This is a genomic window from Candidatus Zixiibacteriota bacterium, assembly GCA_021159005.1.
In the GTDB taxonomy this organism is placed as follows: Bacteria; Zixibacteria; MSB-5A5; order UBA10806; family 4484-95; genus JAGGSN01.
Window position 1 is genome coordinate 62,235 of record JAGGSN010000195.1, and the last position, 25,548, is coordinate 87,782.

The 25,548-nt window shown below is 41.3% G+C and carries 14 protein-coding genes; 11 read left to right on the forward strand and 3 right to left on the reverse strand.

Annotated elements, in window-relative coordinates:
* Window positions 1–11 precede the first annotated feature (11 nt).
* The 9 genes from J7K40_12520 to J7K40_12560 all read left to right on the forward strand — a co-directional run bounded on the left by J7K40_12520 (window position 12) and on the right by J7K40_12560 (window position 18,235).
* Window positions 12–3,323: a VCBS repeat-containing protein gene (locus J7K40_12520; protein MCD6163215.1), complete on the forward strand. Its 3,312-nt coding sequence runs from the start codon at window positions 12–14 to the stop codon at window positions 3,321–3,323.
* Window positions 3,324–3,333: 10 nt separating this feature from the next.
* Window positions 3,334–4,641 (forward strand): hypothetical protein, encoded by a 1,308-nt coding sequence (locus tag J7K40_12525; GenBank protein MCD6163216.1) that lies wholly within the window; start codon window positions 3,334–3,336, stop codon window positions 4,639–4,641.
* 1 nt (window position 4,642) lies between these two features.
* Window positions 4,643–5,443, forward strand: a complete 801-nt coding sequence (locus J7K40_12530; protein MCD6163217.1) for a hypothetical protein — start codon at window positions 4,643–4,645, stop codon at window positions 5,441–5,443.
* Window positions 5,443–6,378, forward strand: a complete 936-nt coding sequence (locus J7K40_12535) for an NHL repeat-containing protein (protein MCD6163218.1) — start codon at window positions 5,443–5,445, stop codon at window positions 6,376–6,378. The genes J7K40_12530 and J7K40_12535 overlap by 1 nt, the downstream gene beginning before the upstream one ends.
* Before the next feature lie 4 nt (window positions 6,379–6,382).
* On the forward strand, window positions 6,383–9,700 hold the full coding sequence (locus J7K40_12540) for a hypothetical protein (protein ID MCD6163219.1): 3,318 nt from the start codon (window positions 6,383–6,385) through the stop codon (window positions 9,698–9,700).
* 1 nt (window position 9,701) lies between these two features.
* Window positions 9,702–11,396: a BamA/TamA family outer membrane protein gene (locus J7K40_12545; protein MCD6163220.1), complete on the forward strand. Its 1,695-nt coding sequence runs from the start codon at window positions 9,702–9,704 to the stop codon at window positions 11,394–11,396.
* Window positions 11,393–12,229, forward strand: a complete 837-nt coding sequence (locus tag J7K40_12550) for a UbiA family prenyltransferase (protein ID MCD6163221.1) — start codon at window positions 11,393–11,395, stop codon at window positions 12,227–12,229. Before J7K40_12545 ends, J7K40_12550 begins: the two co-directional genes overlap by 4 nt.
* 898 nt (window positions 12,230–13,127) lie before the next feature.
* On the forward strand, window positions 13,128–14,687 hold the full coding sequence (locus J7K40_12555; protein ID MCD6163222.1) for a transglutaminase domain-containing protein: 1,560 nt from the start codon (window positions 13,128–13,130) through the stop codon (window positions 14,685–14,687).
* Between the two features lie 98 nt (window positions 14,688–14,785).
* Entirely contained in the window at window positions 14,786–18,235 is a 3,450-nt protein-coding gene (locus tag J7K40_12560; GenBank protein ID MCD6163223.1) for an N-6 DNA methylase, read from the forward strand.
* A gap of 107 nt (window positions 18,236–18,342) precedes the next feature.
* Here the strand turns inward: J7K40_12560 and J7K40_12565 are convergent, their stop codons facing one another.
* Genes J7K40_12565 through J7K40_12575 form a run of 3 tightly spaced genes read right to left on the reverse strand, consistent with a single transcriptional unit; the run spans window position 18,343 to window position 22,744 of the window.
* Entirely contained in the window at window positions 18,343–19,344 is a 1,002-nt protein-coding gene (locus J7K40_12565; protein ID MCD6163224.1) for a DUF4340 domain-containing protein, read from the reverse strand.
* A gap of 12 nt (window positions 19,345–19,356) precedes the next feature.
* On the reverse strand, window positions 19,357–21,807 hold the full coding sequence (locus J7K40_12570) for a Gldg family protein (GenBank protein ID MCD6163225.1): 2,451 nt from the start codon (window positions 21,805–21,807) through the stop codon (window positions 19,357–19,359).
* The gene (locus tag J7K40_12575; protein ID MCD6163226.1) at window positions 21,800–22,744 is read right to left on the reverse strand and encodes an ATP-binding cassette domain-containing protein; all 945 of its coding nucleotides are present in this window, start codon (window positions 22,742–22,744) and stop codon (window positions 21,800–21,802) included. The genes J7K40_12570 and J7K40_12575 overlap by 8 nt, the downstream gene beginning before the upstream one ends.
* A gap of 211 nt (window positions 22,745–22,955) precedes the next feature.
* On the opposite strand from J7K40_12575, the gene J7K40_12580 reads away from it, so the two are divergent.
* A complete protein-coding gene (locus J7K40_12580; GenBank protein MCD6163227.1) occupies window positions 22,956–24,464 on the forward strand; it encodes a hypothetical protein in 1,509 nt (502 codons plus the stop codon).
* Between the two features lie 22 nt (window positions 24,465–24,486).
* Entirely contained in the window at window positions 24,487–25,512 is a 1,026-nt protein-coding gene (locus J7K40_12585; protein ID MCD6163228.1) for a glycosyltransferase family 39 protein, read from the forward strand.
* Window positions 25,513–25,548: the final 36 nt, after the last annotated feature.

The window sequence follows — 25,548 nt, forward strand, 5'->3', positions numbered from 1 at the left end:
CGGATGTGTTGATGTTAAAATATGTAGTTAGCATAGTGATTTTGTTTTCTATAGCCGCTTACGGAGACGGTTCGACATTATATGTTCCCGATCAGGTTGACGGCAGGATAATAAATCAAAAAAGAGAAGTTCAGCAGAAACCGGAACAATTGCGGTCTATGGTTTCGCAGAAAAACCTTCTGGGAATCGATAGAGACAAGCCGTTCGGTCTGCCGAAAAAGACTGATGGCGTTCCGATGGCTTCAGCCTATGACCATGATACTTTAAACGTATTATGCCTTAAAGTGGAATTTAAAACCGATAGCGATCCGACAACAACTGGCAATGGCAATATTGACCTTCGCACACTCGATGAATTTTTCGAAGATGAAGGACATAAATTCGATCCGGCGCCGCATAATTCTTCTTATTTTAATGCTCACATGACTGCCCTGAATCGATACTGGAAAAATGTTTCGGATGGCAATGTCTTTTTAACCTGGGATATTTATCCGGAGGATGAAGCGGCAGCTTTCAGATTGCCGGATTCGATGGCATATTATAGCGGTAGCGGACCCTGGGCTGACTCTTCAGTGGCTGAACAACTCGTTCATTTTGTTCATGATGCGCTCAAATTAGCTGACACAACTGCGCCGGAAATTGATTTTGCCCGGTATGACGCTTACTTAATTTTCCATGCTGGCGCCGACCAACAGAATAATTTATACTTTGTTGAGGATACCCCTAATGATCTCTGGACTGGCTTTTTGTGGACTACCGATACTATCTGGGTTGATGATAGTACGCATGCTATTACTGAGGTTACCATGATGCCGGAAACAGCCTCGCAAGACAACCGGGTTACTGTAATAAATTCAGTTATGGCTCACGAGTTTGGCCATCAACTTGGCTTGGTGGATCTTTATAATACTTCCTGTTTCCTGACCACTATCGGTGATTTTTCCCTGATGGACAATAACGGTGCCTCGACTGTACTGGAACTGGGCGAAGCCGGTCAATATTCCGCTTTAGTTTCAGGCGTTATTCCGGTTTACCCGGAAGCCTGGTCGCGAGCTTATCTCGGCATATCAGGGGTTAGAGAAATAACCAATGACACTAATATCGTAATTAGCGCCGCCGAACAGCTTCATCATGATAATGAAATAGTAAAAGTTCCGATTTCGGATATGGAATATTTTCTAATTGAAAATCGCCAGACAAGAACGGATTATAGAAACTCCAATACTGATACGCTGTATATACGCGCCGATTCGACAACCGGCGTGATATTGGGACCGGAATACGGTTATCGCTACGGGGGAGAGCTCATCACTTTCGATAGTTTCGAATATGATGTGCTTATTCCCGGTGATGGCATGCTTATCTGGCATGTTGATGAGGCTGTCGCTTATATGAATCACTCCGGCTACGGGCAAAACTTCCTGATGAATACCCTTCAATGGGACCCCAACCGCCGTTTTGTGTCGCTTGTCGAGGCTGACGGCATCATTGATTTCGGCGGCAATTATGTTTCGTGGGGCTATTACGGTTCGGATGCCGAGTTTTTCAAAGTTGGCAATAATACCGAACTGACGCCATCGACACAACCCAACAGCCGCTCGAATCTCGGCGCTAATACGCATATTTCCATTACTGATATATCTGCCTCGGATACAATCATGAATTGCAATATAAGTGTAGATTGGCATCTGCCTGGCTTTCCAATGATGTGCTTTCCTGATGTCGGTTTTGGCAATGGCGGTTTGATGGCTTTGGATATCGATGCGGATGATACGCTTGAAATATTAACTGCCAGACGCAATTTAATATTAGCTGTAGACTATGATGGTTCCTCAGTGCTGCCAAGTAATTATGGTCTTTTATTGTTCAATTTCGATCAAGATTCTTTGATTTTTCAAATTCCTCGTTATGCTGAGCTTGATTCGAATATTGCAGGCAATATTATTGCCTTCGATTTTGACGGCAACGGTTCTTTAGAAATTGCCTGCTTTGACAGTACTAATAAATTATATGTCTTTGATAATAGAGATATTAATCCTATTGACTCATTAGCAGATTCTCTTTTTGCTTTTGCTTTTGATGATACTTTGAAAGCAGGTCCGATAGCATATGATTATAATGAATCATCAATCGACGGCATCCTTGCCGGTTTTGATAATTCAGTAATATATATGATACGAATGGTTGATACGGATTCAATAGGCGTTTTTATGCTTGATAGCTTGTCAGGCATCCCCTTGAATTTAGCCGCTGCCGATTCAACCATTTTTGCCGTCTATGATGATGCAGGTAGTAAATACCTCTATATTGGCAGTTATAGCCCAACATTGGATTCCATACCGGAACATTCATCAATTGCCTTGCCATCAGGAGAATTTAAAGGCTTGGCGTGCGGCGATATCAACGGGGACAGCATTAGCGATGCGGTTATAACTGTCGGTGATTATCTATGCATCTATAACGGCGAACCCCAGTCATTAGATATGGTCGAAATAGAAAACGTCGGACAACCATCGCTGGGAGATATTAATTCCGATGGCTATCCGGATATTGCATTAGTTGGCGGCAATACATATCTAACCGCTTATGTTTTCAATCATAATGGCGTTTTATTTGAGGAATTCCCTGTTCATATAGCGGAGATGGATTCTGTTATGACAGATACTGCTGAAATACTTTTAACTGAGATTACGCGGCAGCAGCCGATATTAGCTGATGTCGATAATGATCACAAGCCTGATATAATTATCAGAACACCGATTGGCGGGCTAACAGCTATAAACTATCAAGGCGACAGGCTGGGTAATTTTCCTTTGGCAACCTCAACCGAGATATCTGTCGAGCCGGTGGTTGGCGATTTTGACGGTGATGCCGATGTCGAAATTGCGGTATTGGATGCCGCCGGTTATATCTCCGCCTGGGATCTTAATGCCGCCGCGTATGAGGCTATCGATCATCCCTGGCCGACAACCTCCGGTGATGTTTCCAGGGCAGGGTATCTATCGCCAGACAAGTCTAAAGAGGTTGTGCCGCACGCGGATTTTCTTTCTGAAGGCAGTGTTTATAATTATCCCAATCCTGCCTCAAACTCAACTATATTTAGATATTATGTTGACGAACCTGCTAATATCACTATATCTATATATGATATGACAGGCGAATTAGTCGATGAATTAACCAGTTGCGCTGAGGGCGGAACGGTTGCAGATGAGATAGAATGGGACTGTTCAGAGTTTGCCTCAGGCATTTATTTCGCCAGAGTTGAGGCAGTTGCTCAGAATCGTTCAAATAACTTATTGATAAAAGTTGCTCTGATTAAATAGAGGAGGAAGAATGCGCAAGTTGATTATACCAATTTTAATGATTACCCTAACTGCAAGTTTTTGTTGGGCTGATGGTTCTGAAAGCGATTTTACGATTGCCGAATACTTCGCCTCAAATGCTTTAGTTGTCCCCAAAATTATCAATCAAATTCCAACACCGGAAACTATAGTTGTGCTAGAACTAAAAGGAACCGGCATTATTCAGGTTAAAGCAAGTTATGCAACAGAAAAGCTAAGAACAGAGCTGTATGAAAGCGGTGAATACCAAGTTATGGCCAGAGAGCAGATGAATAAAATACTTGCTACGATAGGATTTAAAATATCCGGCTGTTTTGATGAAAAGTGCTTGATTCAGGCTGGCCAAGCGCTAAATGTAAATAAAATAATCGGCGGAACAATTACTTTTATTGATAGTACCTATACGGTTTCCACGATAATGGTTGATGTTGAAAGCGGCAAAATAATAAACACGGCTTCTTATGAAACGCAAGCAGGCTTGGATTCTGTAACTACCGTAGGGGTGAGATCATTAGCCGCTAAGTTGATTGCAATACCCGAAATCGAAGAACCCGAACCAGTGCAGCAAACAGATGTAAAATTTCCGGTTGTTGATACTGTCAAAGATGAATTTGCCGGCGAGGATTTATATACATCAACATTGACCGGCGATATTTACGAATTTGACGCAAAGTCTACTAAAAAAGCGTTCTTTTATTCCTTGTTAGTGCCTGGCGCCGGCGAATACTATGCCGGTTCCAAAATAAAGCCGTTTGTGTTTGTAGGCATAGAGGCGATGATATGGACAGGCTATTTTATGTATGATAAAAAGGGCGATGATAAAAAGGAAGAGTATCGCAATTATGCCGACGATCATTATGAGTGGTGGACTTTCATACAGTGGTGGAATACACTCGACTCGACTGAACAAGACACTTTTTCGCACCGACTCCCTTGGGATGATGATATTAATACAGCTATAAAAGACCATGAATACTATGAAAATATTGGCAAGTATGACCAATTTCAATATGGCTGGGATGATATTTCCACATATCCGCCGGGAGTACCGGGCGGCGAGGCAGTAGTGTCGCCTCATAGATCATTTTATCTAGACTTAAGAGATGTGGCAAATGGTTATTACAATAGTGCTAATACTATGATTATGCTGTCTTTGGGCAACCATATAATTTCAGCTTTCGATGCCGCCCTCACAGCTAAAAAATTCAATAAGGGACAAAAACGATATTCACTTAAAATTAAAACTAAAGATTTTGGCTCAGGAAATATTCCGATTTTAACATGCACATACAGGTTCTAATATGAATAAGAATTTACTTTTAGTAATATTAATTTCCATACTGCTTTGCCAGATTGCCGGCGCGCAGGAAACTATCGATTTGTTGATGAAATCGCAATTGAGGTTTTCGAGTTCGGGCGGTTATGCTCAGCTTGATGCGGATGACGGTTTTAATATTCCTCTCGTAGGCAGGTCAGAGAACATTAAGTATAAATCTAAGTATAAAGCGGCTCTTCTCTCTTTGATGCTGCCCGGCGCAGGTCAGTATTATGTTGAAAATAACTCTAAGGCTAAGATATTTTTGGGAATCGAGTCGGCATTCTGGTTGTCATATTATGGATTCCGCAAGTTCGGCGCTTTTAAAGATGATGCCGCTAAGGGTTGGGCTGTTGCCAAAGCTGGAGCCAGTCCCGATAACACGGATGAGCTTTACTGGATAAAAATGACCTACTACGATAACCGTGATAGAAATGAAAGCCAGTACGAGCTGGGGTATAATCAGATGATAGGAATTTATGAAGGCGATAACGCAGTATTTTTCCCTGAAACGCCTGAATATTATTGGAACTGGAACAACCGCGATGACCGTCAGAAATACCGCAACCTGCGAAACCAAAGTAAAAATGCTTACGAACGGGCTGATGTAATAGTAGGCGTAATTATCGCTAATCATGTTGTCTCGGCTGTAGAAGCTTTATTATCAACTGTAAAATATAATCGACGTCTGGAATTTTCAAAAGCAGGCTTCAAGTTTCATTATGCTGTTAAGCCAAGCCTGAATGATCCTGCTATAACTGTTTCTCTAATTAAGTATTTTGACTGATGTCAAAGCTTTCCATAATCGTATCATTTGCCGTTGTTCTGACATTAGCCTGTTCGCCTGAAAAACCGGGCATTCGGCTTACAACACAGTCTATTCTCAACCTGCAAATTATTGATGTAATAGGACCGTCAATAGGCTCGTCTCGTCCGCTTAATCAGCCTCGCGATATTGCCATTAATATGTTCAATGAGATATTTATCGCTGATTACGGCAACGATCGAATTGTCAAACTTGATTTAGCCTACAATTTTATTGCTGAAATAGGAGGGTTCGGTATTGCCGAGTATTCATTAAACGGCCCTGTATCTCTTGCCCTTGATAATGTTTCCAACCTGTATGTTGTCGATTCGGGAAACAGGCGATTAGTGCGCTTTGACCGCCGTTTAAATTTTATCTCTGAGGAAAGCGGTTATACTAAAGATAATAAAATCGATTTTATCAATCCTGTCAGCGTCAATGTTGCCGCAAGAGGCGAAATCCTTTTTGGCGATGAGGGAATCGGAGCCTGTTTTAAATTAGATCAATTCCTGTATTATATCTACGAATTTGGCAGCCGCAGCAGCAGCCAGCCTATTTATTATCCTGCTGATATTGATTTCGATAAAAATGAAAATATCTATGTCGCTGATTCTGAAAACGGAAAGATTTTAGTCTATGATGATTTCGGTATGCATATACGTACTATCGGCGGTGATATTTTACAAAAACCAACCGGTGTTGCCGTATCGCCTCGAATCGGTATCTGGGTAACCGATGTTGAATCCGGCATGCTGTATTGTTTTGATTATAAGGGAAACGAAATATTCAGATGGAATGGCCGGGGATATCTGCAATTAATAAAACCGACAGGCCTTTTTATCGATGATGATACTATTTATATTGTTGATTCCGCCGCCTCTCGAATAATAATCGTCAAACCAATTATAGGGAGTTAATCCCATGCGCCAGGCAATAATCCTGGTTTTCATCTTTGCGGGACTTGCTCAAGCTGTCCAGAGTGTACGCGTTGATATAATCGGGATAGGCAATGCCGGCCCTTATCGGCTGGGTTATGTCAATATCATCTCTGGCTCAGAGCATATTGCGCATACGGATAGGATATTAACTCCTGAAATAGATTATCATCTAAATTACATCGAGGGCTTGATAACGCTTGGCAAACCCCTGATGTCTGAGGATACCCTGCATATCGAGTTTGCAATACTGCCGTTCGATCTGAAATCATCATACCGGCAAATGGAGCCAAAGGCTTTAACAGATACCGCCGCTGTTGATCTGTTGCCTTTAAAAAGGAGCGCTTTCCATCATAGCCAGCTTGAAATAATGGGCAGCAAGGGTTTCGTTATAAATATTGGCAATCAGGGAAACCCCACATTAACCCAGAGCTTAGACCTTAATATCTCCGGTCAGGCGACCGAGGGAGTGTTTATTCAGGGCCGAGTCAATGACCAGAACTTCGGCAGTTCATCAAGCGGCGGAACCAAGTCATTAGATGAGCTTGATCGAATATTTTTAAGTCTCGAAACAAAAAACTTCAAAGGCGATTTCGGCGATATAGAGCTTAAGGGTGTTGATAATTCGCTATTGGATTTTAGACGCAAGCTTACAGGTTTGAGCATGAAAGGATATACCGGCAATTTTAACGGCTCATCGGCGCTGGCGTTTTCTCCCGGCAAACAGAAGGAGATGTTTTTCTTTGGCACCGACGGCAAACAGGGTCCCTATATTCTGCATAGCTCCGGTATTGATATATCCGCTTCTCGGGGCAATGCCTTTATGCCGGGAACGGAGGAAGTATATCTTGACAGTCGTAAACTTCAAAGAGGAACCGAAAACGATTATACGATTGATTATTACGATGGCTATATCAATTTCAATCCGAAAAATATTATCAGCTCTAAAAGTCGGATAACCGTAAAGATACAATGTTCAGCCGAAAATTACCGGCGGAACTTCTATAATTTTAATACCTTTCGGACAGGTAAAATTTCCATAGGTTTCCAATACATTGGCGAGAAAGATGACAAATCAAGTCCCAGAAGTTTCGATTTGGGCGAAATCGAAAGAGATGTTATAAGCCGAGCCGGAGCGGTTCGGGATTCGGCGTGCATATCCGGTGTAAAATATGTTGGCGACAACGAGGGCGAGTATATATCTGTAATTGACGACAGCTTGCAAGTGCCTTATTACAAATATGTCGGAACTGGCGCAGGCAATTATCTGGTCAGTTTCAGCCGGACGTTATCGGGGCAAGGGGATTACAATTATGCCGGTGCTGGAGTATACATATATGTCGGTGAGGGCAATGGATTATATTTGCCTGTCATTTATTTCCCTTTGCCGAAGAGCAGCGACTACGGATCGTTAATCATAAAAAGGCAGGGCGATTTGTATTTCGATTGCGAGCTGGCGGGTTCGCGAAACGACCGCAATACGCTTTCGGAAATTGACGATATCTTCTACGGCGCAGGCTTTCTAAGCAATATGGGATATAAAAAAGAAAACATTGCCTTTGCAGAAAAACTATGGAATGTTGATATATTTAATCTTAAAGTCAGGTCCTTAGATGATCAATTTTCAGTTCCCGGAATAATCGACCAGCCGGAGTTTTTTCGACGTTATAATATTCCTCAGTCGCGTTTATATTCTGATGAGCGGCTTGTGGAAATCCAATCAAGCGCCAATACCTTAGCCGGCAATAATATCGGCATAGGCGGCGGTTCATTCAAAAGCGATGAATTTGACGCCAAACGTGTGTCGGGCAATTTTAATCTTATCGCTTTCAAGCAATATGAATTATCGGCTAATACTGAGGTTTCGGAATCGAAGGATAACACAACCGGCTTATCATCCCACTGGAATAAATACGAATCCGGTATTAGAAAAAGTAAGGGTATAATACAACCGGGATTTATTTATAGGCATGAACTTAATGACGGTCTCAATGCTTTTACTAATTGTTATAAAGCCGATGAGTATGACGGCGGTCTGAATCTAATCATATCCTCTAAATTTACATCCAGAAGCAAATTGCTTTTCCGCGACCAGAAGACATCTGTTAATACTAATGGTTTCCCGAATGGTTGGGTCGATCAATTTCACCAATATCAAATAGAGCAGGGTTTAATATATGGCAGTTCGGGAACTGGTTTTAACGGTGAAATTAATCTGTCTCGTTTTTATCAGGACAGGTTCTTGCCGGTAAAAGAGACAATTAAAAGAATAATGGGAAATATTAAATTAAATTATAATAAGACAGATATTGGAATTACATTCTACGAAAGTGTCAATGGCGCCGGCAGGATATCAAGAGAGCGCGAATATATATATGTAGGCGATGGCAATGGTGATTATCGCAAAGATGGCGATGATTATGTGCCGGAGACTGGTGCCGATTATATCGAAGTTGTAAAACAGCTTGATGAGACAGGGCTTGCCGGATATGAAATCTCCGGCGGCTTAAGGCTTCGCGCCAACGGCAAAGTGATTTCAAAATGCGGGCTGTTAAGTAAAATTATCTATGATAACGATTTTTCTTACAGAACAAATTTATCGGCGGCGACAGATATTCAACCCAGGCATCTGTTTCCGTTAACCAATATCAGCGGTGATGAGATATTATACAGAACATATAACTATAATCAGCGGACAACTTTTAGGCTGAACCAATCGGGCGATTATATCCGTCATACTTTTAAGATGTCGGCAAGCAATGGCAATAACTATCAATTTGAACAGCTTGATGATAATGCGCTTGTCAATACAGCCGATTTCAAGATTCTCTCAAGAAGAAAAGTCAGCTATTTGATATCAACTGAATATGCGGCAGAAAAGAGAATTTTATATTCCGGCAGTATCGATATTAAAAGACTGGGCATCAAGCTAATCCCCGAATATCATCCATCGGGAATGCTTCAAATAGAAATACCGCTGGCATACTCAAATGAAAATGAGAAAGCCAGGGATGTTAAAATATCAATCTACTCCGGCGGAATTAAAACAATAGTAAATTTCAGGCAGTATGGCAGAATAGAGGTTAATGGCGGCTATTCAAGAGTTAATACAAGCAGGGAAGATGTTTTCCTTCCGTTTGCCGTTGCCGCCGGAAAAAAGAAGGGGGATAATTATAATGGCATGATTACAGCCCGATTGAAATTGAATTCATACAGCCGGGCGGAATTACGGTATAATTATAAGAAGCTCGGCGATGGCTACTCGAACAACAATTTAAGGCTGGAGGTTAAAGCACAGTTTTAAAATGCGAACTCTTTTATTTATAATAATAACGGTATTATCATCAACGCTTGTTAATGGTGAGGTCACAGTAGAAAGAATATCATTTGCAGGCGGAGAGCATTCCTTAAAAGTCGGCTTGTGTAACAAACCCGGCCATCAGTTCCAGCCGGATAGCCTGACAGCTGATTCATTAAAAATAACCTCCTATTATGAACAGCGCGGCTGGTTTGATTGCGAGGCATCGTATAATTATAAGGTCAGAGACAGTAATGCATACATAGATTATGTTATTGATAAGAAAGACAGATATTTGTTGTCTGTCGGTATAGACAATTTGAACAGCGCCAAAGGGTTTGCTGATGATATAAGTTCCGTTATAGATTTAATCAATAACAAACCGGCTATACTATATAATATTGAAAGAGCGATTAATGACATCATTGAGGTTTATGCTGATAATGGCTATCCCTATTGCGAGATTAGAATAGCGGACTATGTTAAGAACCGTAATTCTGCTCGCATGGAAATAACACTGCATATCAATATAGGTCCCAAAGTGATAGTCGAACAGATAAAATATCCGGGACGTAAAAACCTCGATTACAATTTCATTGAGACATATACCGGACTCATACCTCCTGTTGATTATAATGCTAACAGAGCCGTCAAAGCAAAAAGACGATTATCGTTGGCGCAGTTTATACAGAGCGCGGAGGATTATCAACTGCGTTATTTGCAATCGCCTGAAAGAGGAGTTCTGGTTATACCGATAAAGGAAGTCTCGCCATTGATTATTGACGGCGGGCTTGGCTATTCCGCCAATGATGATAATTTCTATGGCAGATTCAATGCTGTCATCTCTAATATACTCGGCAAGGGCAGAAAGCTTGAATTTGACTGGTCTAAAAAAGATAAAAGCTCCCGCTGGCTGAAAGCCGAATTATCGGAGTTTTATCCGTTCGGAGTTCCTTTCCGTCTTGATTTGGCAGCCTGCCAGGATGACCGCGACAGCCTTTATATAGAAAGCGGCGGCGATGTCGGTTTATATTATATTGCCGCCGATTCATATACTTTCGGCATTTCCATGGGTATATCGCGGATAAATCCCGAAAGCTATGGCAGGATATTTATACCAATGAAAAATAGAAAGCAATTGGCGGTAAGTATATCAGCCGACAGCAGGGATTACCCCGACAATCCGGTTAAGGGAGATTATTTCTATATGAGGGGAGAATTTATCACTGAGAATACAAAAGCTGATGATAATTTCGCCGCCGCCAGCATAAATTACAGGACAATAAAACTTGACTATGAAAAATATATTCAAATCACCAAAACCTCGACTCTGTTTGGCGGATTGACCGGACAGGGGGATTTCTCCGAGGATGTTCCAATTGACCGGCAGTTTCCTCTTGGCGGAAGTAATTCTTTACGCGGCTACAATCAGGATTTCTTTTATGTTTCAAGATTCGCGGTTGGCACAATCGAATACAGGCTATTGACATCTGCAAACGGCAGGGCTTATATTTTTACCGACATGGCGGCTTTTCAGATAAAGACTGTTTCTGCTGATATTGAAGCCTGGTATAAAGCTGGTTTTGGTATCGGCTTGGCGGCATCCGTAAAAGGCGGCGTTACTACAATAGAAATTGCGGCGCCTCATGATGAGAGTATATCATCGGCAAAACTTCATTTCGGATTCAGGACGGGATTTTGATTAAAGCGATTGTTGTCATCACCAGACCGATAAATGTGCTTATCTCGATGTTGTCGGTTTATCTCGGCGGGGTAATCTCGTTCGATATGTACTATTCAAATGATTTGCTTTTAGCCTGCCTGTCTGCCGGACTTATCGCCGGTTACGGCAATATCTGCAATGATATTTACGATATCGAAACCGACAGAAAATCCAAACCGTTTCGTCCGCTTGTATTGGGGCAGATTACAATTAAGCAAGCGGCTTTCTTGACATTTATCTTGGCGATGATAGGCATATTATTAGCCCTGACTGTCAATAAAACCTGCCTGCTGATTGCCTCGATTGTATCAATTGCCTTGTTAGTTTACACTCCCATATTTAAGGGCAGAGGCTACTGGGGCAATCTTTTAATATCAGCGGTATCGGCATTTGCATTTTTCTATGGTGCGGCGGCTGTTGGCAATCTATTTGGCGGAATAATCCCGGCTGTATTTGCTTTCCTATTCCATTTCATTCGGGAGATAGTTAAGGATATGGAGGATTACGAAGCGGATAAAGCCTGCAATGTTCAAACCGGCGCGGTTAAATATGGTTTTGCGGTATCAACCAAATTAGCTATCGTGATGATTTTGCTATTGATATTTGCAACACTGATACCTGGTTTATTCAGAATCTATGGTCCGATATATTTAATTATCGTGCTGGCCGGCACGGACATATTCCTTTTGTATTTCATAATACGTCTTTTGAGCAAACCGGATAAAGCAACTTATCGCTTTATAGCCGGCTCTATGAAAGCGGTCATGCCGCTGGGGATTATAGCGGTTTTTATCGGCAGCCGCGGCTGGTAGGGGGGGGAATCCAAATATCAATATGTTATCTATCTATGTTGAGAATAAATCCTAAGGCTTTTATGATGTGTCAGTTCGTAGTCCGCCTAAGGCGGATGAATTGACACATTTTGCTTGATAGAAAGATCAGGCAGTAGGGGCGTATTGCATACGCCCACTTTTTTTTAATCAGCAGTAGGGCAGGAGTCGTCATATGCCTTGTTTTTTCCTTACTTTAAAATATTTTGTAACTTTTCAGTAAAAACACAACATCAACACTCTCTGTCAACTTTTTTATCCCTTGTCTTTTTCTTTCTTTTTCCAATCAAATATTCCTTACCAGATTTCCATTATTTTATAACTCCTAAACAATAAGATTTCCCAGCCAGTTCTATAGCCCGGTGCCCCATCCCCGTTACTGCGGGGTGGGTTAAGTGAAATACTCATAAATGTCGAATTTAACGTTTACTTTGCTTTTGCCAACTTGCTGGTGCATGAATGATAATGGAGTAACCTACTTCTGCTTTGGGCGGGAGTAGGGCACCCGCCGTCGCTGATGCCGCCCACATAGGCAGCGCGTAGGGGCGTATTGCATATGCCCATTCTGCATGGTTTTTTATGCGTCAGGATGGAAGCTTGCGACATCCTGACGCCCGCTGAACACTATGGAAAAGCTTGCTGAAATTGTATGCGTCAGTATGTGCTCATCTGCTGTAAAGCAGATAAGGGGCACACGAGGACGTGTGCCGCCCACATGAATTTATACATATTTACCTCCAATTTAAAAAGAAAAGCTTGCTGATATTACAATTATAAATTAGCTTAAAGCTGTTTTAAACTGTGCGGGCGGCATCCAGCCATAGGCGGATATGTCTGCCTCCATTTATAGCTAACCCATGTCATCCCTTAGGAGGGAAAAATGAAATCCAGGCCAATAATATTTTTTGTATCGCTAATAATGCTGCTTATGCTTTCCTTCTGCAGCTGTTCATTGTCGCCCTATCCGCCGGATGTAACGGAGGCTTTAGACAAAGCCGAGAACAACCGCGCCGAGCTTGAGAAAGTCCTCACCCATTTCATCGCCGGTGATGATACGCTTAAACTTCAGGCGGCATATTTCCTGATAGGCAATATGGAGGGGCACTGTTATGCAACTTATAACCTTTTGGACAGCGCCGAGAATATAATCGAATTTGACCCGTTGTCTTATCCCGATTACGAAACAATGAAAGCGGCATGCGATACGCTTGAGGATATTCACGGCGAACTCGATTTTGATAGAGACACGCTGATATACGACCTTGAGGCTATTACCGCTGACTTCTTGATTAATCAAATTGATTATGCTTTTAAAGCCTGGCGGGAAAAACCCTGGGCGCAAGGCTTGTCGTTTGATAATTTCTGCGATTATGTCCTGCCCTATCGGGGCAGCAGCGAGCCGCTTGAAAGCTGGCGAGAATCATTCTGGGAAAAGTATAAAAATATTGACAGCTCTATGACCGACCCAGCCGACCCTATAGAAGCCGCCGCTTTAATCAATGATGATATTAAGTCATGGTTCACATTCGACCCGCGCTTCTATTATCATCCGACCGACTTGGGACTTGCCGAGATGCTCGAATACGGCATGGGGCGATGTGAGGATATGACAAATGTTACTATCTACGCTATGCGGGCTGTCGGTTTGGCGGTAACCAGCGACTACACGCCGCACTGGGCAAACTCAAGCAATAACCACGCCTGGAATTCGATAGTCGCCGCTGATGGAAAAGTAACGCCATTTATGGGAGCCGAGAGAAACCCGGGGCTGTACAAGCTGTCAGGTATAGCGGCTAAGGTTTACCGTAAGACATTCGGCAAGAAAAAAAACAATCTCATTTTTCAGGAGAGAAAACAGGAGAAAGTTCCCGGCTGGTTGGCCGGTAAAAACTACGTTGACGTTACTGCCGACTACGTTGATGTTTGCGATGTAACCATCTCGTTTGAGCGCGATATCCCCGATTCGGTAGATATCGCTTACCTGTGCGTATTCAATTCCGGCGAATGGCGGGCGATTCATTGGGGAAGAATCGAGAATGGTCAGGCGGTATTTACCGATATGGGTGTCGGTATCGCCTACATGCCAGCGCTGTATGTGAATGAGGAGATAGTTCCGTTTGAGACGCCATTTATTCTTAATGATGATTGCAGTATGCTTAAGCTTCAGCCTGATTCAATTCTAACGACTTCGGTAGCCTGTAGCGAATTAAAAGTCTATAGAAATGGTCTTCGCGCAGAGAAGTATGAAATGGGCAAGGAGTACGAGCTGTTTTACTGGCATAATGACAATTGGCAGACGCTGGACAAGGCAACAGTTGATAAAAAGCCGCTTGTGTTTGATAATATCCCTGCTGGCAGCTTGTATCGAGTAGTCAATGAAGATAATGATGACGAGGAGCGGATATTTACGATTAAGGACGGCAAGCAGGTTTGGTGGTAGGCAAAAATAACATATTCTATAATGAACTTGCATTATATAATATTTATACATAAGTTAACATGTGATTAGATTATGATTATTTAAGTCAAATAAACAATATGAATACTAAACAAGAAGATTTATTTACCGAACACGACCCAATTAGATATGGCGATATTCGCCGCCATAGCAACCTGTTTTTACCCAAATACTTAGTAAAGGAATCTAAGAATACTATTTTAATGGATGAAGCTCAGGATAAAGCATATGAAATAATTTTAAAATGGACGGAACTGGAATCAAAAGGAAAACTTGAAAAGAAAAAGGAAACCACTTTAGAAGGTGAGTTTATAACGGAAGTATTCGGAGATGCGCTGGGCTATTCACTATTCTCTGAGAATAAAAAACAGTGGAATATCGAATCAAAATACTCTGTTAATGGCGGCGAAGCTGATGCTGCCATAGGTTTCTTTGAACCCGAAAAGAAAACCCCGCCTTTTGCATTAATAGAACTTAAAGGACCAAATACCAATCTGGATAGAGACCGTTTTAATGGACGAACTGCTGTACAGCAATGCTGGGATTATCTCGACGCTATACCTGAATGCCCTTGGGGAATTGTAAGTAATTTTGTAAGTTTTCGACTTTATCACAGAAATCATACTCCAAGAGCATATCAGTTATTTGTCTTGCGGGAATTGCAAGATAAAGAAAAATTCCGGCAGTTTTACTATCTTTTGCAGCGAGCTGGGCTTTTGCCTATTCCGAAAGATAGAAAACCGCGAGCAGTAGCGCTTCTTGAGGATACAAGCAAACAACAGCAAAAAGTTGGTGATGAATTATATAATCATTATAGCTATAATCGCAAAAGAATGATAAATCACCTTAAAGGAAAACCGCATAATAAAACCTTAGATAAATCAATATCTATTGCCCAAAAACTGCTCGACCGCATTATATTTGTCGCTTTTTGTGAAGACAGGAAACTGCTTCCTGAAAATTCGCTTCATAAAGCATACAGCAAACTGCCGCCATTTTCCCGCGTTACAAATCCCAAATGGCAGAATTTTCTCGACCTGTTTCATAGTATCGACAAAGGCAATAAAAATAGAGGCATCCCGCCATATAACGGCGGCTTATTTAAAGAAGACCCGGAAATTGACAATCTTAATCTAAACGACGACTGGACTACTTTCTTTGATAGTATCGGCAAATATGATTTCCGCGATGAGGTTAACGTAGATGTCTTAGGCCATTTATTCGAGAAGTCTGTAAATGAAATAGAACGAATCAAACTCGGTGGATTATTCGGCGAAGAATTTGAAGATAATGGTCAGCCTGCAATGGATAAATCTGTCGAACGAAAACAATATGGAATATATTATACTCCACCCGAATTTACTAAATTTATCACTCATAATACAATAAACAGGCTTATTGATGAAAGATTTGAAAAAATATTAAAAGAACACAAACTAACTGCTAATGATCTTAATTCTAACGAGAAAGATTCGCGAATAGCTGATTACTGGAAAGAATGTTTGCATGCTCTTCGCCAAATTAAGATTGTTGACCCTGCTTGCGGCAGCGGAGCTTTTTTAATAAGCGCTTATGATTGTTTAGAATCAAGATATAGCGATGTTATTAATAATATCATTTTCCACGACAACGATGATGATGAAGAATTATTAGAAAAAATACCCGATTTTATTCTTCATGACAATATTTTCGGCGTTGACCTATCCTATGAAGCAGTGGAAATTACGCAGTTGGCTTTATGGCTTCGCACAGCCCAAGAGGGCAGAACATTAGCCGATTTATCGAAAAATATAATCTGCGGCAACAGCATTGTCGATGACCCGGAAGTCCACCCGAGAGCCATGATTTGGGATGAAACTTTTCCGGAAATATTTAACAGGGAAAATAGCGGCTTCGATTGCGTAATCGGCAACCCGCCGTGGGAAAGAATCAAGCTTCAGGAAAGAGAATTTTTCGATGTCGTAAGCGCAGATATTGCCGCCTCAGTCAATGCATCCGCCAGACGAAAACTTATAGCCAAACTCAAAAATTCTAATCCCGAGCTTCATCAGCGTTATACTGAGGCGAAATCATTAGCTGAAAACACGCTTCACCACATCCGAAAAGCTGACAGATTTAAGCTTGCGGCTAATGGCGATATAAATACTTATGCTGTATTCGCAGAGCTTGCCTATCGAATTGCCGCCCCGGATGCTCGCGTTGGGATTTTAGTCCCTACGGGAATAGCGACAGATTATACTAATAGAGAGTTTTTCAATACTTTGGTTGATTCTAAATCGCTTGTTAGTTTGTATGATTTCGAGAACAAAGCTCCAACTTTTCCTGATGTTCATCGGTCATATAAATTTTGCGTTCTATTATTTGGAGGTCATAAAAAGAAATTTAAAAAAACAGATTTTGTTTTTTTCGCCCATAGCATGGATGAATTGAAAAATAGAAAGATACATATAGAACTTAATGCTGATGATTTTAAGCTATTTAATCCCAATACTCGAACTTGCCCTATTTTCCGTACGCCGCGCGATGCCAAGCTTACAAAATATGTTTATCAGCGTGTGCCCATTTTGATTGATAAAAACCGCGAAAAGGGCGGCAATCCCTGGGGAATTAAATTTTACACAATGTTCCATCAAACCAATGATGCTGAATTGTTTCATACCGCTGATAAGCTTAAGACAATGAAATATAAACGTCACGGCGCAGTGTGGGAAAAAGGCAAAAAGGTTTATTTGCCGCTGTATGAGGCAAAGATGATTCAAATGTACGACCATCGCGCCGCAAGTATCTTTATTAAGGATACAAATTGGATGCGTCAAGGGCAAACAAAGGCGACAGTCCTCTCTCAACATCAAAACCCGGAATTTAATAGTGAACCAAGATGGTGGGTGAATAAAGAGTCTGTAATAAAAGAAATAGGAAGCGATTATTCCGAATTTATTTCTTATAAAGATATCACGAGTCCTACTAACTTAAGAACAATGATAGCAGCATTTATTCCCTTTACCGGCGTTCTCAATTCTGCTCCATTAATCTTAACATCTGGAAATATCTCTAACAAACTTCAATGTTGTTTATTAGCAAATCTAAATAGTATTCCTATGGATTTTATAGCGCGTCAAAAAGTAGGCGGCGTACATCTTAACTTCTTCATTATAGAACAATTGCCAATATTCTCGCCCGATTTTTATGCCGACCGCTGTCCCTGGAACCGCCGTTCCTCGCTTGAGAAATGGATATCCGACCGCGTCTTAAAACTTACCTGCACCAGCAATGATATGATTCCTCTTGCCAAAGCCGCCGGTTTTGATCCGCCTGTTCATAAATGGAAACCCGATGAAAGAACCGACCTCATGGCTCAGCTTGACGCCGCTTATCTTATCCTCTACGGCATTAATCGCGAGGATGTGGAATATATTTTATCAACATTCAGCGGCATTAAGAAAGAGGGCGAAGGGATGTTCGAATCACAATCTTCATTTAATTTAATCTTGAAGCATTATGACAGCTTAATTGATACAAGCAATCTGTAAAACTCGCGTTTAATAAAAACAGCATCAAGATAATAGAAAAAGGCGTCTTGATAGTTAATGGTTCTATCAAGACGCCTTTAAACTTTAGCTGCTAAACTTTGCCAGTGCTAATCATCCTTAAACGGATTCACGAAGATTGATTCGAAATTATATTTGGCAACTTTATAAACAAACGGTTTGTTATCAACAGATGTATAATAGGCATTTGAGGTTGTATCAATTGCATTGCCAAAGCTAACGATAGTTGACTTGCCATCGACAGTAGTGAAACTAACAGAGTACTTCGGTTTTGTAAGGCCATACTCTTTTAGAATTTCATCGTTAATAATTTCCTGCGAATTAAACGTGACTATCCGGTTTAAAATAGGCTGAATATCTTTATCTTCGAGGATTTTGCCTTTCTTAGGCTTAATCTGCTCCCAGATGTATTTAGGCGGCGCAGTTGTATCCTCGGTAGGCACCTGCTTCTTTTCGAATCGATAAAGCTTGCGTTTGGCTTTAATCTCGAATGAGATGACAAGCTCTTTGTCGACATCGGTCATCTTCATTTCAGCCCATCTTTTACTCGGCATTTTTTTGGCTGGTTCGGCATTCCAGACAGCAAAACGCGATAGGAAATTCTGATTAGCTATATATACCGTGTCGGCGTTAAATTTACGAACGAAACTCGACTTGGAAGCCTGGGGAACCCCTTTGCCAACCAGCATATGAACGAGTTCGGATGAGTCCGGTCGTAAAAGCTCTACATGAAGAGCAATACTATCGGCAATATCGTAATCATCAAACAGTTCAGCTTTTGTTGACCTTACCTCGCCTTGAAGCGTTTTAATATCGCTGAGGAGTTTATCAATATCGTTTTCCTTAGCTGGAGCGTTGAAGTATGATGAAATCAACCACGCTCCATCTTTTTTTACAAAACTAAGTCCGGAATCAGGATAGTCCTGCTTATAGACCTTAATTGCGCTAACACTTGAGGCTTTGAGATCAGGGAATACATTGATCATGCTTTCGCTTATGCTTTTCTTGCCGGTGTTTAGCTGTTGAAATAAATAGATGGCTATCAATATCACAAGAACGCCAATCAGTACCGCAAAGTTTTTATTTTTCATAATATCATCATCCTATATTGATGTTTGTTCAAGTAAACGTTGATAAATTTCCCGTCTTTTACGTCTCATCACGTACCGGGCAATTCCTATTACGATTAGAATAATCGGAACCAGCAATACAATGAAGAATTTCCAAAACACCTTGCTGGCGGCTGATGTTTCGCTGATAAACCTCTGGGTCATCATCTTGGATCTAACATTGATAAGATCATCCCCGAGAACCAAAGCATCGACTGAGTTCAACATTAAAAGCGCATTGCTCCCCGCTCCTAAAACCTGGTCGGAGAACATTTCCCCACATCCGTAAAGCACGAGTTTGCCGGGAGCCTTGGCAATTGTTTCAGTTGTTGCCGCCGTTTCGATTGAATCTGTCTGACTCGGCCATTTCGGTATTGGCATATTCTCATAGGCATTAGGAAACTGACCGCTTACCATCATAGCTAATGTTTGAGAACCTACTAATTCATGCTTGTTGGGATTGATATCATCAGGTGAAATAGGCCCGCCGGTAAAGGGAATCGTCCAGGTATTAGGTGATGATTTAATAAGTATCTTATAATCCAAGCCTAATTCGGCAAGCTTTGTTTTGTCATATTCAAGACCGCTGCCCCATAAATACAACAAACTGGAAACTCTGTTGGTAATCGATACATCCTGATTCATACCTTGATCTGTAATCTTTATCTGGATAGGCAATTTTACGGGTGTTTCGACAGTTGTTTGCAAAAAACCGCCAATAGTCTTGCGCTGAGGAATCGACAATACCTCCTGACTGGCATCCATGAGTATGTCATCGGCAATTGCCAGTCCATAATTATCCAATAGGTCGTTCATTGCAGGTCTGTATTGCTGCGGCGAAACTTGAATGCCCGCACCTTGTTGAGGAGCATAGCTAAAGCCGTAATTTTGAACTCCCATTATCACCTTCTTACCGGAGACAAGCGCTTTATTGATTTCATAACGCTGTCTATCGGACAGGCTTTTTGGCGAAAGCACAAGCAGTAAATCGAAATCATCGGGAATCGGATCTGATTCGGTTGCTTCGGTTCGTATGACTTCATAGTTTTCAGTCTGTAAAACCTGGGCTATGGATTTATATCTATCTTCTTTTTCAGGCACATCCTGCCCCATTTGCATCATCATCTGACGCCTCCGCGGGTCCTGACGGGAAACATCATAGGGCGCCATCAAAACAACTCTCGGTTTGGCAGTCATGGTCATGCGATAGATTCTGGATAACAGTTCATACTCGAGATTTGGCAAATTTTGAGGTATAACTCTGGGGATAACCTCTTCGGGTTTGTCGAGATAAGATATGGCAATAGCCGAATATATTCTCTTAATTCCAAAAGAATCTTTTTCAATCGAACGGGTGTCAAATGGTTGAATTCCCTTCTCCTCGATGGTTTTTGCAATATCAACATCGGTAGTCGGATCGACTAATTCAAATCTGAAACGGTCGGATACTATCTCGAACTCGCGTAAAAGGTCTGTAACATCCTGTTCGATATTTTTCATAGATGCCGGCATTTTTTCCTTCGGTGAAACGTAATAGCGTATGGTAATAGGCGCGTCTTTCAGCTTTTTAAGGATGTTTTTTGAGGCCGGGCTAATAGTGTATATATTGCCCTCGGTTAAATCAAACCGCCCGAAATTTATACCGCCGACAACCACATTAAGCATAAATATTACTGCCAGGCCAATTACGGCATTGATAATAAATTTCTTGTCTGCCAGACGGCGCATTAACTGTTCAACTGTAACTGCATTGAGCCAGAGGAAAATGAGAGTGTACGAGAGAAAATATATTATATCGCGAATATCGAGTACGCCGCGCTCTATTGAGGCGAAATGATTGGCAGTGCCGACTGAGTTCATGAGGATTGATCCCAACCCGCCAAACCAGCTATCAATCATAATAGAGATATAATCTGTGCCAAGCATATAGAAAATAAAACAGGCGACCATACTCAAGATAAAAGCAACGATCTGGTCTTTAAACAACCCGGAAATGAAAATCCCTATTGAAAGATAAAATGCGCCCAATAAAGCGGCTCCAAAATAACCGCCGATTATCGGCCCAAGGTCGGGATTGCCCAAAAACATTATCATTATGGGAATAACCATTGTGCATACCAGAGTGATTAAATAAAACACAAAACTGGCTAAAAACTTGCCCAGCACAAGCTGACTGCTGGTTATCGGAAATGAATGTAGAAGCGCAATAGTGCCCTCTCGCGAATCCTCAGCCCAAAGGCGCATTGTAATTGCCGGAATGAAGATAATTAGAGTTATCGGCAATAGTCCGAAAAAGCCGCGCATGTCGGCGGTTCCGGTTAAAAAGAATGAGGTCATAAACAAACCGCTGTTTACTGCTAAGAATACTATAATGAAAATATAGGCTATCGGAGCGTTAAAGTAAGCGACAAACTCGCGCTTAAATAATGTTAAAATATTATTCATTTATGGCGCTCTCCTTTATTAGATGAATAAACGTCTGCTCAAGACTTGGCGCGTTTGGCGAAAATTCTCTAACCTGCCAATTTTCGCTAAGCAATTTCTCTGATATTATCATTTGAGTTTTAGTATAGTCGGAACCGGTAATAACAAACCTGCTGAAATCATCATTAACGCTGATATACTCAACATTTATTTCAGCATCAAAATCTCTAAATGAGCTTTCGACAGCATCCTTCGAGGCTTTCAGTTCAATGGTGAAGCCGGTTGATTCACCGGTTGTCAGTTTGAGTTCCCCTGGGGAACCAAAAGCTATTATTCTACCTTCATTAATGATGACTACTTTATCAGAGATTGCCTCTACCTCTTGCAGGATATGAGTTGAAAATATGATTGACTTAGTTGCAGACAGTTCTTTAATAAGCTGTCTGATGCCGACTATTTGAATCGGGTCGAGACCGGATGTCGGCTCATCAAGAATTAATACATCAGGGTCGTGTATAAGAGCTTGAGACAGCCCAACTCTTTGACGATAACCGCGTGAGAGTTCGCTAATCGGGTGTCTGTAAACGCTTTTAATCTTGCAGGCTTCAACCACCCAGTCGATGCGGGATTTAAGATTGTGGTTTTCAAGTCCTCGTCCCTTGCCGACGAATTCCAGGTATTCGGCAACCTCCATGTCATTATACAGAGGGGCGGTTTCGGGAAGGTATCCGATTTTTTTTCGCGTTTCAATTGGATTTTCCAAAACATCAAGCCCGGCAACAACAGCCGTGCCGGAGGTTGGCACCATTTGTGTGGTAACAATTTTCATGCAGGTAGTTTTACCAGCGCCGTTGGGACCCAACATACCTGTTATCTGGTTGTCGGCGGCTACAAACGAGGCGTCAATTAAAGCCTTAGTAGTGCCGTAGTTCATATAAAGGCTTTTAGATTCTACCATTCGCAGCTCCTTCTTTTATTTTTTTACTATTAAGATAATTCCTTAACTGCCATATATAATGGCCCGAACTAAAATTATACAAGCGGGACCATAAATTGTTCTCAAAAATATCGTTTTTTTTTATCACTTGCAAGAAAAATATCTATTATTATCTCATAAAAACTGATATCGCAATCTTGACACAAGTAAAAGTATAATATATTATTACTATATGAAAAATTCAGCAGTATGGATTTCAACCTTTATACTCATTCTCAACTCTATTGCCTTATCAGTAACAATCAATTCAAGCTATTCGGTCAGTTATGATGACCTTGACCCAAGAATGCCCGGCTATAGAACCGAAATAAAATACCGCCTTCAAAATGATTTAGGTTATTGTCATTCATCCTGCGGAAAGTTTCCCGATAAAAGCAAAGTTCAAGGATTTAACAGGAAACTGCTTGATTACATACACAATAAAAAAACCCGCATATTGGCATACAGAGCTAATAATTTCCGATTCTATGGCGGCTTAAGGCTTAAAGAGAGTTGGCTGGGAGCTGTCGAGGGAGATTCAGGGTTTAGTAATCTGCAAACATCAATCACTCTTAAGGGTAAGGCAATACTTAAAAATAAAGTCGAGTTGTGTCAGGAAATTACATTATTTCGCGCCGACAGCACATCATATCTTGACAGCGCTTCCACTATAGGCGAATTTTTACATGATCCTCTTTTATCGTATCAATACTCCAAGCGCGGTCCGGTTGCCTCCGGTGTTGATATTTTCGAGGTGCAAACTGATAAAGCGATTATTAGAACTAAATTATTTGGCGTAAATATTCAAACCGGTAGGGATAGAGTTCAATTCAAGGGTGGTTATCGGGCAGGCTTGTTGTTTTCCGGATTGACTCGTCCTGTTGATATGTTTTACAGACTTGATTATAACGTCTGGCGTTTCAAATTTTCGGTATTATCAGGGCAATTAACAGAGGCAGGTAAAAGATATATTTCAGCCAAACGCGCTTCTTTGCGGCTGGCAAATAATCTGCAAATCGGCGCTACCGAGGCAGTCGCCTTTGCCGATGACCCGACTGCTTATATCAATCCTTTGATGCTGTATTACATAATACACCGTCATCGCCCCAACAATGATGACAACCTGATTGCCGCGATGGATATTTCCTATACGCCTATTCGCAATCTCAACCTGTATGGCGAGTTTTTGGATGACGACCTTATCGTATTTGAGGGCGGCGCTTCTAAATACGGATTCTTAGCCGGCATATATAAATCGCAATTATTCTCCGAACGAACAGATTTAAGGCTCGAATATTCGCAGGTCCGCAAGTGGACATACACTCATGTCAGCGATGTAAATGCTTGGGAATATCGCGGACAACCGTTTGGTTTCTGGCTTGGTCCTGATGCTGATGAGCTATTTGCCCAGCTAAGTTATTATTTCTCTCCTTGCTCGATAATTAAATTTAGCTTTAGTTATGCGCGAAAAGGTGTCGGCAGTTTATATCTTCCCCATGAGGAAGAGGGCGGCGATAAAAACCCGCCGTTCCCATCGGGAGTTGTCGAGAAATCGACTGGCGGATGGCTTGATTACAGATATGAAATAAGCAGGTTCGTTATTCGAGGACGGCTTGGCTGCCATCAGAAAGAAAACCGCCATAATCAGCCCGGTGATTTTGATAATTATTTTGCTCATATAGTGGTAGTTTATAATCTATAAGCAAAAAGGGGATAAATAAATTATGAATAATTCAAAAGTATATCAGAAAGACTGGTTTATCTTAATAGCCATTTATATCCTGGCTCTGATAACAAGAATTGTTGGCGTTTATGTCTTTTCTTGGAACAGGGGACCCCACTTTGAAAACTATCAGATAGCGCAATATATTGTTGATGGCAAAGGCTACTGGTGGGATTGGAATCATACAATTCCCCCTCAGCCGACAGCTTTATTGCCGCCGATTTATACCTACTTTCTCGTATTCTTTATGAAAATATTTGATAATCCCTGCCGCTTGATTTACATAGTCCAATCGTTTTTAAATGCATTGATAGTATTGCCCGCTTTTTATCTTGGAAAACACCTTGGCAGCAAAAAAGCCGGCATTATAGCCGCCTGTTTATTTGCCTTTTTCCCGGAGGTTGCCATCGAACCAGCCAAATTAATCTCCGAACCGCTTTTTACTCCATGCATAATATTAGCTTTTTATTTATTTCTGATATACAAGGAAAGATTAGTTGAAACAGGGTCGTATCGTCAATTTATATGGTTAGGGATTTTATTGGGAATTACAACCTTGATTAAAACAACTGCCTCATTGGTAGCTTTAGCATGTTTTGCAAGCCTATTTTTTGCCGGGATAAAGAAGAAAAAATATTATTTAGCTATTGCGATAATGTTTTTAGGATTTTTCATAGCTACCTTCCCCTGGAATTTACGCAATTTGATAGTGATGGAAAAACCAATGTTATTCACATCGAATTTCGGCTACAATCTCTGGCGAGGAAATCATCCCTGGGGATCGGGAACCGGGTATCTCGATTCGAATAACCAAAGTGAAGCAAAATTAAGCCCCGAATATTTAGAGTATTTAGAAAAAAATCGTCCGCAAACAGAAACGGAACTTGATAAATTCTATCTTAATGAAGCTTTAAGATTCATCAAGGATGATCCGAAGATGTATGCCAGTCGGACATTAAAGCGGATGCTGTTTTTTATAACAATTGATCCTACTCACCCATTAACAAGAAATGCTCTATATATATAGGCGGATATTTATTTGTTCTGTTTTTTGGCATCTGGG

Excerpts from the sequence above, each read along its gene's own strand:
- J7K40_12520 (MCD6163215.1), top strand. The coding sequence starts at position 12 with ATGTTAAAATATGTAGTTAGCATAGTGATTTTGTTTTCTATAGCCGCT.
- J7K40_12525 (MCD6163216.1), top strand. The coding sequence starts at position 3,334 with ATGCGCAAGTTGATTATACCAATTTTAATGATTACCCTAACTGCAAGT.
- J7K40_12530 (MCD6163217.1), top strand. The coding sequence starts at position 4,643 with ATGAATAAGAATTTACTTTTAGTAATATTAATTTCCATACTGCTTTGC.
- J7K40_12535 (MCD6163218.1), top strand. The coding sequence starts at position 5,443 with ATGTCAAAGCTTTCCATAATCGTATCATTTGCCGTTGTTCTGACATTA.
- J7K40_12540 (MCD6163219.1), top strand. The coding sequence starts at position 6,383 with ATGCGCCAGGCAATAATCCTGGTTTTCATCTTTGCGGGACTTGCTCAA.
- J7K40_12545 (MCD6163220.1), top strand. The coding sequence starts at position 9,702 with ATGCGAACTCTTTTATTTATAATAATAACGGTATTATCATCAACGCTT.
- J7K40_12555 (MCD6163222.1), top strand. The coding sequence starts at position 13,128 with ATGAAATCCAGGCCAATAATATTTTTTGTATCGCTAATAATGCTGCTT.
- J7K40_12560 (MCD6163223.1), top strand. The coding sequence starts at position 14,786 with ATGAATACTAAACAAGAAGATTTATTTACCGAACACGACCCAATTAGA.
- J7K40_12565 (MCD6163224.1), bottom strand. The coding sequence starts at position 19,344 with ATGAAAAATAAAAACTTTGCGGTACTGATTGGCGTTCTTGTGATATTG.
- J7K40_12570 (MCD6163225.1), bottom strand. The coding sequence starts at position 21,807 with ATGAATAATATTTTAACATTATTTAAGCGCGAGTTTGTCGCTTACTTT.
- J7K40_12575 (MCD6163226.1), bottom strand. The coding sequence starts at position 22,744 with ATGGTAGAATCTAAAAGCCTTTATATGAACTACGGCACTACTAAGGCT.
- J7K40_12580 (MCD6163227.1), top strand. The coding sequence starts at position 22,956 with ATGAAAAATTCAGCAGTATGGATTTCAACCTTTATACTCATTCTCAAC.
- J7K40_12585 (MCD6163228.1), top strand. The coding sequence starts at position 24,487 with ATGAATAATTCAAAAGTATATCAGAAAGACTGGTTTATCTTAATAGCC.